This is a genomic window from Novosphingobium sp. (assembly GCF_049240505.1).
Lineage (GTDB): Bacteria > Pseudomonadota > Alphaproteobacteria > Sphingomonadales > Sphingomonadaceae > Novosphingobium.
Window position 1 is genome coordinate 25,699 of sequence record NZ_JBMLSM010000224.1, and the last position, 12,680, is coordinate 38,378.

Consider the following 12,680-nt stretch of genomic DNA (forward strand, 5'->3'; position numbering starts at 1 on the left):
AATCACACTCCCATCCGCATGATGTCCTGATAGGCATTCAGCAGCTTGTTGCGGACCTGCAGGGTGGCTTCGAAAGCAACGCCCGCTTCCTGCCGGGCCAGCATGACCTTGGCGACATCGACGACTTCGCCCTTTTCATAGGCTTCGCTGATCGCGCTCGACTTGTTCTGCGTGGCGTTGACGGTATCGAGCGCGCCTTTGAGCGTATCAGTGAAGCTGCCCGCCGGGCCGGAACTTGCGGCCGTGGCCTGCGTGGCGTCGGGGGCCTTGACCTGCTGGAGCAGCTGCGACCGCTCCATGATCTGCTGGCGCAGGGCCATGATGTCCTGAATGCCAGAGGCGCGGCCTCCAATGCCGCTGATCCCGCTCATCGCCGGCCACCGACGGCAATGCCGGCCTCACGGAAGCTGGCGAGGCGATAGCGCAGGGTGCGTTCGGAAATGCCAAGCTGGCGCGCTGCTGCCACGCGGCTGCCGTTGCAGGCTTCCAGCGTGGAGATGATCGCGCGGGCTTCCGACATCTGGACGATGTTCGACAGTCTGGCGTCGGATGTTTCGGGCGCTGCCACCGGCGCGCTGACAAGGCGGGTGGTGCGATCGAACGCGATGTGTTCTGGCCCGATCATCGGAGCGTTGCCCGCAAGGACCAGCGCGCGGCGGATGACGTTTTCGAGTTCGCGCACATTGCCGGGCCAGGCATGGGCGGCCAGCATCGCCAGTGCCGCGTCCGAGATCCACGGCGCATTGGTGGCGTGGCGAAGCGCCATTGCGAAAGCGAGTGGGGCGATATCGTCGGGCCGTTCGCTCAAGGAACGCAGGGCGAGGGGGAAGACGTTGAGGCGGTAGAACAGGTCGGCACGGAAGCGGCCTTCCTCAACCTCAAGCGGCAGATCGCGGTTGGCGCAGGCGATGACGCGGACGTCCACCTTGATCGGCTGGGTCGCGCCCAGTGGCACCACTTCGCCTTCCTGAAGCGCGCGCAGCAGCTTGGCCTGAAGCGTCAGCGGCATTTCGGCGATTTCATCGAGCAGCAGCGTGCCGCCATCGGCGGCGCGGAAGAAACCTTCGCTGGCGGCATTGGCGCCGGTGAAGGCACCCTTCTGGTGGCCGAACAACAGCGCTTCGAGCATGGCTTCGGGCATGGCGGCGCAATTGATGGCGATGAAGGGCTTGTCCTTGCGGGCCGAGCGATCATGGATGAAGCGGCTGAGCACTTCCTTGCCGGTGCCGGTGGGGCCGTTGATCAGGACGGGGATGTCGGTTGCGGCGATACGTTCGGCAAGAGCGAGGACGGACAGGCTTTCGGGATCGGCGGCGATGGGGGCGCCGGGCTTTGCCGCGCAGGCAAGCAGGGCGGCAAGCGCCGCTTCGCCCGCGCCATCGGTGTAGCGGACGGTAGCGATGCGGTTACCAGCGGGCCGTTCTATCTGCGGCGTGGGGGCGCGTTCGAGCAGGACCACCTGCTTGCGCGGGGGCATGGCGGCGTTCTCGAAAGCGTCGGCCAGAAGGCATTCGCCTTCGCTGCCATAGCTTGAAAGCACCGAAGCCGCGCGCTGAACCAGCGCCGGGTGTGCCTTTGAAGCCGCTTCGGTGAACTGCAGTGCCCCGCAATCGCGAATCATTTTGAAACCCCTGTTAACCATCCTGTCTGGCCACATCTTTCGCGCGTAACCGACAAACAGGTTGAAACTTTAAGGGGCAGGGAAACCCCTAGTGCCAATACCTATAACCGGCAGTCTTTTGCCGGGGGGTGGCTTAAAACCGGCTGCACTTTGCCGGTCTTTGTCCCGACAGCCGTGTCGATCCTCTGGCCCGGCAGTCCTTTCGGGAACGACACACCACCCAACCGGAGACTGGAACAATGGCCGTTATCAACACCAACATCAGCGCAATCAAGGCAACCAATTCCTCGAACAGCGCCAACAAGATGCTCGGCACTGCAATGGAGCGCCTGTCGACCGGCAAGCGCATCAACAGCGCCAAGGACGACGCCGCAGGTCTGGCGATTGCCACCAGCATGACGTCGCAGATCAAGGGCATGAGCCAGGGCGTGCGCAACGCCAACGACGGCATTTCGCTGGCGCAGACCGCAGAAGGCGCGCTGAACGAAGTGACCAACATGCTGCAGCGCGTTCGTGAACTGGCTGTCCAGTCGAAGTCGGCCACCTATCAGCAGTCCGACCGCGATGCGATGCAATCGGAAGTGGGCAACCTCAACGCCCAGATCTCGGACGTGCTGAACAATACCAAGTTCAACGGAAACGCCGTGTTCGCCGTGGTTGGCGCAGCGCCTGCCGCCGATGGTTCGGATGATGCGACGTTCGACATCCAGACCGGTGCGAACACTACCGACACCGTGACCATCGTCAGCAAGGCGTTTGACGGCACCAAGATTTTCGGTGGAACCGACACAGCCTATGACGCGGCATCGACCACGCAGGCTCTTGATGTTTCGTCAGTTGCCGATGCGGAAACCACCATCGACAACGTAGACGATGCGCTGGCCAACGTGAACGCCACCCGTGCAACGCTGGGTGCAGGCCAGAACCGTCTGGAATCGGCAGTGAACAACCTGAACGACAACATTACCAACCTTTCGGACGCGCGCAGCCGCATCGAAGACACCGACTATTCGGCGGAAACGACGCAGATGGCCAAGGCCCAGATCCTTTCGCAGGCATCGACGGCGATGATCGCGCAGGCGAACCAGAGCCAGCAGAACGTGCTGTCGCTGCTGCGGTAAGCGAAACGGAAAAGACCCGCGCCCGTCTCCACCGGGTGCGGGTCCAACGCCCGGCGGCCCTTTCCCAAGGTCGCCGGGCTTTTTTGCGATGTCAGGCGGCGTTATCCAGATCCCGGCGGGGGATATCGACCCAGTAGGTGCCGCGTGCCTGCGCCTTTGCGCGATAAAGCGCGCGGTCGGCGCGTTGCAGCAGATCGTGGCGGTTGTCGCTGGTGCCGATCAGTTCCGAACAGCCGATGGTGGCCGATACGGTAATGGTGCCAGCGGGCGAGCGGCGCGGAAAGCGCAGTTCCCCGACGAGCTTTTCGGCAAGTTCGGACAGACCCGCAATCAGGCCGGGATCGGTGATGACAAGCGCGAACTCATCCCCGCCAAGCCGCGCGGCGAGCGAGCCTTTGAGCCAGGGCGAGCGCAGGACCATTGCCACAGCGCGCAGCACATCGTCTCCGGCGGCGTGGCCAAGTGTATCATTGACCTGCTTGAAGTGATCGAGATCGATGAGCATGAGCGCGAGCCGTTCGCGCGAGATCTTGGCGAGATCGACGCGGGCATCGATGTAGGACACGAACTTGTGCCTGCTGGCGATCAGGGTGACTTCATCGGTGTTGGCGCGCTTGTCCAGTTCGGCGATCGAACGGTGGCGTTCGGTTACATCCTGCAGCACGCCGATCAGCGCGGTGACGCGGCCATCCTCCAGTTCCGGCTCACCTACCGCGCGCACCCTTTTCAGCGAACTGGAGGAGGGGACGAGATCGAGTTCGAGATCGAAGGGCTTGCCAGTGCGCATTGCGGAATCGAGCGCGGCTTCGAGCCGGGTGCGGTCTTCCGGTTCGTAGTAGGCCAGCGCATCGTCGAGGTTTTGCGTGCCGCCAAAGGGGATGCCGTAGATATCGTATATACCTTCGGACCAGACGACCTTTTCGCTGGCCAGATCGAGCCGCCAGCAGCCGATCGAGGTCAGGCGTTCTGCCTGGCGGAACTGCCGTTCGGCGCGCTCCTTGTCCGCCAGCATGGCCTTGAGCAGCACCGCATCTTCGGACAGGGCGAGGCTGGAGAGGCGCGATTGCAGCATGGCTTCGACACCGCGCGCGAAGGAGATGAGGCGGGCGCTGTCGGCCTTGGAGAAGGTGCGCGGAAGGGAATCGATGACGCAGAAAGCGCCGATCCCCTGTGCCGGGGCATCGGGGTGCGGGCGGACGCGGATTGGTGCCCCGGCATAGAAGCGGATTTGGGGTTCGCCGGTGACCAGCGGATTGGAGCGGAAGCGCACGTCAAGATGCGTGTCCGGCACCACAAGCAGGCGATCCTGTGCCACGGCGACGCGGCAGAACGATTGCTCGATTGGGGTCTGGTCCGCATCGACGCCGCGCCGGGCAAGGAAGCGCTGGCAATCATTGTCGAGGACACTGACCAGCGCCATAGGGCAATCGAAAAGAGCACTGCCAGCCTCTACCAGATCGTGCAGGCCCTGATCTCCGGAGCTGAGCAGCTTTTCAAGAAGGGGCACGGCGCGACTCCGATCGTGTGGCGTTACGATCAGTAGGCGCTCAAGCCGTTAACGATTTCTAAAGGCTGCGGTGAAGCGTTTGAGAACGTGAGGAAATGCACGTTGCTGTTACCCAGCCAGCAGGATCGACATGCGGCGGTTGCGGGGGTCGGCGGGGTTGTTTTGCACCAGCGGCTCGCGGTCGGCCACGCCTTCGATCCGGCGGAAGCGGGGTTCGCTGATGCCCTGCCGCATCAGGGCTTGCCGCGTGGATTCAGCGCGCCCGGCAGAGAGCGACCAGTTGTTGGCCACGCCGTTCTTCCACGGCAGCGAGTCTGTATGGCCGCGCACGGTGATCTGGCTGGGATCGGTGGCGATGGCCTGCCCGATGGCACGGAGGCTCGTCCTCAGGCAGCAGGGATTTTTGTTCAGTTGGCGAGGTATTCGCGCAATCTATTGAGGTCTTCGGCGAGCTCCGGGCGAGCGCACCATCCTTGTTCAAAAGCGGTGAGTGGTGGAGGTGGGGACATCTTCTGCTTTTTGGCGAACTCCGCTTCGAGGCAGCGTGAGGCCGCTTCGCGTGAGCCCATCATGTCGATCGGTGTGCGGCTTGGGTCGCGTCTGGCGATAACCGCGCCGAGGGCAGCAATGGTGTCCCTCCAGCCTTTGCGATTGGCGTTTGCATCCTCCTCGTTGCCGCCAAGGCTATCTGGAATTGAGATGGCGATGCGCGCTGCTTCAGCTGCTTCGAATCGCCCGAGTTCACGCAGGGCGTTAGCGCGGCGCATCTGCAGGGCGATTGCCTCGAACGAGACTGGTGTCTTGGGCGCTTGGCTGGCGGCCTCTGCGAATTCGCTGTTGTAGCGTTTCGCTCGCTCACTTTCAGGATCGATGTTCTTGGCTTCCCAGCTGGCCTGCAGCAGCAGCCAGACTGCATCCGCATCGCCCAGATGCTTCGCCGTGCGCCACGCAAGGTAGTACGTCGTTTCTGAGCTTGTGATGAGCGCGCGGTAGCCATCGCTGTTCACGAAAGCATTGAGCGATTTGATTTCGGCCGACGTGAAATCGCGGTACATGACGAGGGCGTTGTCAGGGCACTTGGGCGGCGGTGTAGGGAAAATACCTGATCCCAGCGGCATTCCGTCGGGCAGTCGGCCCCAGTGCGTGATGCTGGCAAGCGCCATGTATTTGAAGCTCTTGCCGCCGACAGGGCACTTCAACTTCTGCGGAACGTAGGTGCTGGCCATTGCCGGGGAGATTGGCATGCCTGAGAGTAGCGCCGAGCATACCGCAAGGCGCAGCAGAGCGGTTCTGCTGCGCCTTGGTGAGCGAGTATCAATTGATCTTGTGCTTTGTGGCATGGGCATCCTTCCGGCTGGAACGATATCGCGATGACCGCCGAGCGCAAGCAGGTTGCCGAGGCGTCATCCCGCCAGCAAAATCGACATGCGGCGGTTGCGGGGGTCGGCGGGGTTGTTTTGCACCAGCGGCTCGCGGTCGGCCACGCCTTCGATCCGGCGGAAGCGGGGTTCGCTGATGCCCTGCCGCATCAGGGCTTGCCGCGTGGATTCAGCGCGCCCGGCAGAGAGCGACCAGTTGTTGGCCACGCCGTTCTTCCACGGCAGCGAGTCTGTATGGCCGCGCACGGTGATCTGGCTGGGATCGGCGGCGATGGCCTGCCCGATGGCGCGCAGCAGTTCGGCGGCATCGGGCGTGAGGACTGTGGTGCCGAGCAGGAACATCGAGAAATCGGCATCATCGACCAGATCGAGCCGTACGCCTTCAGGTGTATCTGTGATGCGCACCTGCCGCGCCAGCTTGCGCAGCTTTTCGGACTGGGCGAGCTTTTGCGCGATCTTCTCTTTCATCACCTGCGAACGCTTGACCTTGCTACCGCCTTCCTTCGGACCGCCGGTGGCATCGCGCGGGATGGTGAGCGTCTTGTTGCCGGTCTGGCCTGCGCGGTGCGGGTAATCGTCCACGTCGGTCAGCGAGGATCCGCCGAGCACACCATAGCCGCCTGCGCTGCCCTGCCGGACCTTGACCAGCGTGGGGGTGAAATAATCGGCAATGCCCTTGCGCTGCTTTTCGGTGGTGGCACCCAGCAACCACATCAGCAGGAAGAAGGCCATCATCGCGGTTACGAAGTCGGCATAGGCGACCTTCCACGCGCCGCCGTGGTGGCCACCGGCGACAATGGTGATCTTCTTGACGATGATCGGTTTGGGCGGCTCGTTCTTGCCCTTTGCCGGTGCCTTGGCCATCGCTCAGGTGTCCTCAGCGGCCCCGGAGGGCGTCGAGCAGTTCGGACAGGCCGGGACGATAGGCATGGCCGAGGCCCGAGCGGGCGCTTTCCACGACAAGTGGTTGCGGCCACCCGTGCAAGGACGCGATGATCACCTGCTTGACCGCCTGATAGATCATCTCGTCCTGTTCAAGCACCTGCTTGAGACGGCCCGCAATCGGTCCGACGATGCCATAGGCGAGCAGAATGCCAAGGAAGGTGCCGACCAGCGCCGAGCCGATCATGCCGCCGAGGATCGATGGCGGTTTGTCGATGGAACCCATCGTCTTGACCACGCCAAGCACGGCGGCGACGATGCCAAGCGCCGGCAATGCGTCGGCAAGACCCTGAATGGCGTGCTGGGCTTCGTGCTCTTCGTGGAAGTGCGTTTTCATCGCGTGATCCATCACGTCTTCGACCGCGTGAACTTCAAGCGTGCCCGATGACACCACGATCAGCGTCAGCGTGTCGCAGATCAGCGAGGTGAGCGCGTGGTTGGCGACAAGGCGCGGGTATTCTGCGAAGATCGGTGAGTTCTTGGGATCGGTGACGTGGCTTTCCAGCGCAACCGGACCATCGCTGCGCAGGATTTTCATCAGCTTGGTACACAGCACGATCGCATCAACGTGATCCTGCTTGTTGTGCTTTGGCCCCTTGAACGCCTTGCCGAAACCGCCGCCAAGGCCCTTGAGTTCGTGCATCGAGTTGCCGGTGACGATGGCGCCCACCGCCGCGCCGCCGATGATCAGCATTTCGTGCGGCAATGCGTGCAGCACGGGGCCAAGATCACCGCCGGTGATGGCAAAGCCGCCAAACACCATTGCAAGCAGGATGACGATACCGATGCCTACGAACATGAAATGCTATCCCGGTCTGGCAGCAAGGAGAGGCGCTTGCCGCGTGGGGCCGCGGTCAACGCAGCACGCTGAACAGTGAGAGGTTGGCAAGCTTGGAAAAGCTGGCCTGACTGGCTTCGAGCACCAGCATGGTGTTCTGAAGTCGTGCTATTGATTCGGTGAGGTCTGCGCCGCCGATATCGGCCTGTTCGGTCGTTCGCAGTTCGGCCAGCGCGGTCCGCCGGTCGGTGTTGAGATCGATCCAGTTGAGCCGCGTGCCGACCACCGTTTGCGCGGTGGTGATCGCGTTGAGGCCATCGCTGAGCGTTGAGAGCGCGGCATTGGCTGCTGCTGCGCCGCCAGTGCCCGATTGCAGCGCATCGGCAAGGTCTTTGGTCATGGCCAGCAAGTCTACGCTTGCACCGCCGGACTGGAACTGGATGAACTCTGGTCCGGTCAACCCGCGTGAGACGGTCTGCCCGCCGCCAAGCGAAAGCGTGCCTGCTGTGGCAGTACCCGCGTATGTGGCGTTTCCGGCGGCGTCGAGCGTGTAGGCCACCCCGGCACTTTCGCCGCCAAACAGAGCGTTGCCCGCGCCATCGCGGGTGTTGGCGATGGCGACGAGATTGTCGCGGATCTGGGCCACTTCCTCGCCAATGCCGGCGCGCTGGCTGTCGCTCAGCGTGGAAGATGCGGCCTGTGTTGTCAGTTCCTGCAACCGCGTAACAAAAGTGGTCATCTGCGTCAGCGCATCGTCGGCAAGGGTCAGATCGCTGGTGGCGCGATCTGTGGCAGTGCTGTCGATCGCATCGAACGCTTCGGCGCGGGCAAGCTGGCGCAGGCGAGATGCCGCCACCGGATCGTCCGAAGACCGCTGCAGGCGCTCGCCGCTCGACATTTCTGCCTGCGTCTCTTCTGCCTGGCTGCGCAGGGCAGAGAGATTGGTCAAGGAGCGTTCGAAGAAGGCGCTGGTCGATGTGCCGAAGATCGTGGTCATGGCAGGTTACCTGATTCCCAGAAGGGTGTCGAAGATATCGGATGCTACCTGCATGACCTTTCCGGACGCCTGAAAGGCCTGCTGGTATCTTACCAGATTGACCGCTTCCTGATCGAGATCGACGCCCGATTGGGCGGACAGCGCGATCTTGGCGGTATCTGCAATGGTCTGAAGCGCCCCTAGCGTGACATTGCGCCCGGCAAGCGTGCCCGAAACGTCGAACAGGATCGCGTCCATCGCGCCTGCGGGATCGACGCCAGCGAGCGCGCTGCGGATCGCGGTAAGGTTCGTGGCATCGCGGCTCCCGGCAACGCTGCCCGCAGGAGCAGTGGCGAGTTTGCGGCCGTCCTGAACCGCCAGCGCCATCGTGGAGGTGGTGCTGCCCGAAAAGATCGCTGCGCCGGGGCTACCATCAAGATCGGCCCCGCCGGATTGCGCGGCATTGAACCCCGTGACGATGTTATCGACCAGATCATCGAGATCGGTCTTGAGCTGGGCGTTCTTGGTGAGCGCGAGCTGCTGCCCGGCGAGCGAGCCGCCCGTCAGCGTGAGCGACGTACCCCCGACATCGAAGACGACGGTGCCATCGGCGGCTGTCGTGATGCCGACCGTTGCTGCGCTGCTGCCGGTGACGAGATCGCTGCCAGCTGCTCCGCCGAGTTTGACCGCGACTTGTCCATCGGCGCCGAATGTGGTGGCGATGTTGCCATAGCTGCTCAACTCTTCCAGCAAATTGTCGCGCTGGTCGAGAAGGGCGGATTGATCGTTGCTGGCATCGGCAGTGCGGGCAAGGCGCGTGTTGGTGCGTGCGAGTTCCTGCGCGATGCGGTTGACCTGCGTCACGCCATCGGTGGCCTGAAAGCGCAGGCCTTCGCCTGCCGCGTCCATTTCCTGTCCCGCGATCTGGAACGTGCCGACCATCGTCCGCGCCTTTTCCATCACCGAGGCGCGCAACGAGGTATCGACCGGATCCTGCGTGAGCTGCTGGAGCGAGGATTCGAAATCGACAATCGCTTCGTAGACGCCCGACTGTTCAAGCGCGGATTCGATGTTTTCCAGTCCACTGACTTCGGCGCTGGCGCGCGCGACGTCGGACCCGGTGCGGCGGACCTCGGCCTGGCGAAAGGCATCGGCATTGCGGACGATCCCACCGAGCCGGACGCCCGAAAGCGAAAGATTGCTGTTGCGGTAGTCTCCACCGGATTCGGCGACTTCGCTGAAGCTGGCGGTCCGGCGGACGTAGCCCGTGGACGAGGCGTTGGCGATGTTCTGGGCGGTAAGATCAAGCCCGACCTTGGCCGCCTGAATGCCGCTGCGCGCGATGGAGATAAGATCCGACGACATGTGTTACCGCGCCTCCGCGCCGGGCTGGTTGGCGCTGGCTTCGGGAAGCAGAGCCGCAAGGTGGCGTTCGATCTGCGCCGCAAGGCCCAGCGCGCCCGATTGCGAAGCGATTTCGGCAAAGCGTTCATCGCGCATCTGCACGAATGTTTCGTCCATCTTGCCGAAAACGTCATCGCCGCCGAAATCGACCGAGCGGGCAGCGGCGAGCATCTGGCGCAGGAAAATGGCCTCGAACTGCTTGGCCGCGCCTGCCAGCTTTTCGCGGTCAGTCTGCGCGGTCGGCGTGAGCGAGAGCGCAGGCGCAGAGGTGGTGGAAATCGCGGTCATATCACCACCATCTCTGCCTTGAGAGCACCGGCCTGTTTCAGCGCTTCGAGGATGGCCACGAGGTCTGACGGACTGGTGCCGAGCGTGTTGAGTGCATCGACCAGCGAGGAGAGCGATGCGCCGGGTTTGAACATGGCGACCTTGGCTTCCTTTTCCTGCACATCGATCTGGCTGCTGGGGGTGACGGCGGTCTGGCCCCGGCTGAGAGCGTTGGGCTGGGAGACTTGCGACTTTTCGTCGATCTTCACGACAAGGCGACCGTGGCTGATCGCGGCGGGCGAGAGGCGCACGGCGCTGTTGATGACGACCGTGCCAGTGCGGCTGTTCACGATCACGCGCGCCGGGGTTTCGGCAGGCGTGATCTCCAGCATCTCTATCGCGGCCATCGTGGTGGCGCGCGCGTCTGCTCCGGCGGGAAGGCGCAGGGCGAGCGTTACACCGTCCTCGATCATGGCCGACTGGGGGAACTGCTGGTTGATCGCATCGCGCACGCGCTGGGCGGTGAGAAAATCGGCATCGAACAGGTTCCAGCGCAGCACTTCGCCGCTGTCGAATCCGGTGGCGACCGCGCGTTCCACGCTGGCCCCTTCAGCAATGCGGCCCACGGTGGGGACGTTGACGGTAAGTTGCGAGCCATCGCGCGCGGCAATGCCAAGGCCGCCGACCGCAAGGTTGCCCTGCGCCATCGCGTAGATCTGTCCATCTGCGCCATAGAGCGGGGCAAGGATCAGCGCGCCGCCACGCAGCGACTTGGACTTGCCGATCGTCGAAACGGTCACGTCGATGCGCTGGCCGGGCTTGGCGAAGGCGGGAAGTTCGGCAGTGACGAGTACGGCGGCGGCATTCTTGAGTCCCGGCGAAATGCCTGCGGGCAACTGCACGCCAAGGCGGCCTGCGGTGCCTTTCATCGCCTGTGTCAGATATTCGAGATTATCATCACCCGTGCCAGCCAGGCCGACCACGATGCCGTATCCGGTAAGCTGGTTGGCGCGCACGCCCTGAAATTCGCCCAGATCGCGCACGCGCTCAGCCCATGCCGGGGAGGGCACGAGAGCGATGAGGCAAAGCAGAAGGGGAAGAACGAAGCGGACCATGATTACCGGCACTCTTTAGAAAGGCGAAATCGCATTGAAGAACTTGCTCAGCCAACCTTCGCGGCTGGCGCGGCCGACTGAACCGTTTCCGGCATATTCGACGCGGGCATCCGCCACCTGATTGGAAAACACGCGGTTTTCCTGATCGATATCGCCAAGGCGCACGATGCCTGAAAACTGCACCCATTCCTGTCCCTGGCTCAGCAGCAGGCGCTTCTCCCCCCGGACAAGCGCGGTGCCGTTGGCCCGAACTTCGGCGATGGTCACACCCACTTCGCCGCCCAGCGAACTGGTTTGCGAAGCGTTGCCCTGACCATTGAACGACGAACCGCCCGAAGCATTAAGGGCATTGGGGTTCAGGAACGACAGCGGCCCGGCGGTGGGCGGGGTGATGGAGAACTGGCCGGACTTCTGCGTCTTGGCCCCGGCGGTCTTGGCGGTGGTCATGTTTTCCACCAGCATGACGCGGAGCGTATCGCCAACGGCATGGGCGCGGCGGCCTTCGACGAAGCCGATGTAGCCGGTGCTGACGTTGAAGATCGATCCGGCAGTGGGCGGCGCGGGCTGCACGGTGACCGGCGGCGCGGTGACGGGTTCGAAGCCTTTCCTCGGCTTTGCGGCAGAGGCCGGATCGACGAACCACGCCAGCGCGGCAGCGATCATCGCCCCGACCACCAGCCCGCGCAGAGGCGAGGAGCGGCGGTGCGGAATTTCCTGCCGGTGCAACACGAAATGGCGATCGAAGGGGGTTTCCATAGGGTTTTCCATCTGGATCATCACAGCGTCTGGTTCGCGTTCTGGAGCATCTCGTCGACGGCGGAGATCATCTTGGAATTGATCTCGTAGGCGCGTTGAGTCTCGATCATGTCGACCAGTTCCTCGACGACGTTGACGTTGGAACCTTCAAGATAGCCCTGACGGATCTGGCCACGGCCAAGTTCACCCGCCACGCCGACCTGGGCCGCGCCAGAGGCTGCGGTTTCCTGAAGGAAGTTGTCACCAACCGAGCGCAACCCGCCGGGATTGGCGAAGCTTGCGATGGTGATCTGGCCAAGCCCGGCAGGTTCGGCCTGACCATCGATAGTGGCCGACACGGTGCCATCCTGCGAAATGGTGATGGCGCTGGCACCTTCGGGAATGGTTATGGCCGGGTTGAGCGGATAGCCCTGCGCGGTGACCAGCGTCCCTTCGGCAGAGCGGGAGAAATTGCCCGCGCGGGTGTAGCCAAGCTGGCCGCCCGGCATCGTCACCTGAAAGTAGCCATCACCATCCAGCGCAAGATCAAGCGCATTGCTGGTGCCTTGCAGGGTGCCCTGGCTGTCGATGCGGGTGGTGGCCTGTACCGCCACACCCGTGCCAAGGTTCAAGCCGGTGGCATAGGCGGTTTCGTTTGAGGACTGCTGCCCGGCGACGCGGGCATCCTGATAGGCGAGCGTGGCGAAATTCGCGCGATCACGCTTGAACCCTGTGGTGCCGACGTTGGCAAGGTTGTTGGCGATCACGCGCATCCGCGTGTCCTGCGCTTCAAGACCGGTGCGTGCGACGTGGAGGGCGGAACTGGGCATCGGGG

At 63.3% G+C, this 12,680-nt stretch carries 13 protein-coding genes and 1 pseudogene; 1 reads left to right on the plus strand and 13 read right to left on the minus strand.

Going from position 1 to position 12,680, the window contains the following annotated elements:
* Positions 1 to 2 precede the first annotated feature (2 nt).
* Together fliE and ACOVQ0_RS18635 are read right to left on the minus strand one after the other, a co-directional pair.
* Positions 3 to 371 carry a flagellar hook-basal body complex protein FliE gene (gene fliE, locus ACOVQ0_RS18630; RefSeq protein ID WP_421888028.1) on the minus strand — a complete coding sequence of 123 codons (369 nt, stop codon included), beginning with the start codon at positions 369 to 371 and terminating at the stop codon, positions 3 to 5.
* Complete coding sequence (locus ACOVQ0_RS18635) at positions 368 to 1,621, minus strand: sigma-54 interaction domain-containing protein (RefSeq protein ID WP_421888031.1); 1,254 nt, start codon at positions 1,619 to 1,621, stop codon at positions 368 to 370. Before ACOVQ0_RS18635 ends, fliE begins: the two co-directional genes overlap by 4 nt.
* A 239-nt stretch (positions 1,622 to 1,860) precedes the next feature.
* On the opposite strand from ACOVQ0_RS18635, the gene ACOVQ0_RS18640 reads away from it, so the two are divergent.
* The gene (locus ACOVQ0_RS18640) at positions 1,861 to 2,742 is read left to right on the plus strand and encodes a flagellin (RefSeq protein ID WP_421888034.1); all 882 of its coding nucleotides are present in this window, start codon (positions 1,861 to 1,863) and stop codon (positions 2,740 to 2,742) included.
* A gap of 91 nt (positions 2,743 to 2,833) precedes the next feature.
* On the opposite strand, the gene ACOVQ0_RS18645 is transcribed toward ACOVQ0_RS18640, so the two are convergent.
* The 11 genes and pseudogenes from ACOVQ0_RS18645 to flgG all read right to left on the minus strand — a co-directional run bounded on the left by ACOVQ0_RS18645 (position 2,834) and on the right by flgG (position 12,675).
* Positions 2,834 to 4,249: a diguanylate cyclase domain-containing protein gene (locus ACOVQ0_RS18645; protein ID WP_421888037.1), complete on the minus strand. Its 1,416-nt coding sequence runs from the start codon at positions 4,247 to 4,249 to the stop codon at positions 2,834 to 2,836.
* A gap of 108 nt (positions 4,250 to 4,357) precedes the next feature.
* Positions 4,358 to 4,627: pseudogene (locus ACOVQ0_RS18650) on the minus strand (OmpA/MotB family protein); the annotation flags it as partial.
* 29 nt (positions 4,628 to 4,656) lie between these two features.
* The gene (locus tag ACOVQ0_RS18655; RefSeq protein ID WP_421888040.1) at positions 4,657 to 5,412 is read right to left on the minus strand and encodes a hypothetical protein; all 756 of its coding nucleotides are present in this window, start codon (positions 5,410 to 5,412) and stop codon (positions 4,657 to 4,659) included.
* A 240-nt stretch (positions 5,413 to 5,652) separates the two neighbouring features.
* Positions 5,653 to 6,492, minus strand: coding sequence for a flagellar motor protein MotB (locus tag ACOVQ0_RS18660; protein WP_421888043.1), 840 nt, complete (start codon positions 6,490 to 6,492; stop codon positions 5,653 to 5,655).
* A gap of 13 nt (positions 6,493 to 6,505) precedes the next feature.
* Complete coding sequence (gene motA, locus ACOVQ0_RS18665) at positions 6,506 to 7,369, minus strand: flagellar motor stator protein MotA (protein WP_421888046.1); 864 nt, start codon at positions 7,367 to 7,369, stop codon at positions 6,506 to 6,508.
* 55 nt (positions 7,370 to 7,424) lie between these two features.
* On the minus strand, positions 7,425 to 8,345 hold the full coding sequence (locus ACOVQ0_RS18670; RefSeq protein ID WP_421888050.1) for a flagellar biosynthesis protein FlgL: 921 nt from the start codon (positions 8,343 to 8,345) through the stop codon (positions 7,425 to 7,427).
* A 6-nt stretch (positions 8,346 to 8,351) separates the two neighbouring features.
* Positions 8,352 to 9,689: a flagellar hook-associated protein FlgK gene (gene flgK, locus ACOVQ0_RS18675; protein WP_421888053.1), complete on the minus strand. Its 1,338-nt coding sequence runs from the start codon at positions 9,687 to 9,689 to the stop codon at positions 8,352 to 8,354.
* 3 nt (positions 9,690 to 9,692) lie between these two features.
* Positions 9,693 to 10,016, minus strand: a complete 324-nt coding sequence (locus tag ACOVQ0_RS18680) for a flagellar biosynthesis protein FlgJ (RefSeq protein ID WP_421888056.1) — start codon at positions 10,014 to 10,016, stop codon at positions 9,693 to 9,695.
* Positions 10,013 to 11,110 (minus strand): flagellar basal body P-ring protein FlgI, encoded by a 1,098-nt coding sequence (locus tag ACOVQ0_RS18685; protein WP_421888059.1) that lies wholly within the window; start codon positions 11,108 to 11,110, stop codon positions 10,013 to 10,015. Before ACOVQ0_RS18685 ends, ACOVQ0_RS18680 begins: the two co-directional genes overlap by 4 nt.
* 15 nt (positions 11,111 to 11,125) lie before the next feature.
* Positions 11,126 to 11,866, minus strand: coding sequence for a flagellar basal body L-ring protein FlgH (locus tag ACOVQ0_RS18690; RefSeq protein ID WP_421888062.1), 741 nt, complete (start codon positions 11,864 to 11,866; stop codon positions 11,126 to 11,128).
* 20 nt (positions 11,867 to 11,886) lie between these two features.
* On the minus strand, positions 11,887 to 12,675 hold the full coding sequence (gene flgG / locus ACOVQ0_RS18695; RefSeq protein WP_421888065.1) for a flagellar basal-body rod protein FlgG: 789 nt from the start codon (positions 12,673 to 12,675) through the stop codon (positions 11,887 to 11,889).
* Positions 12,676 to 12,680 lie beyond the last annotated feature (5 nt).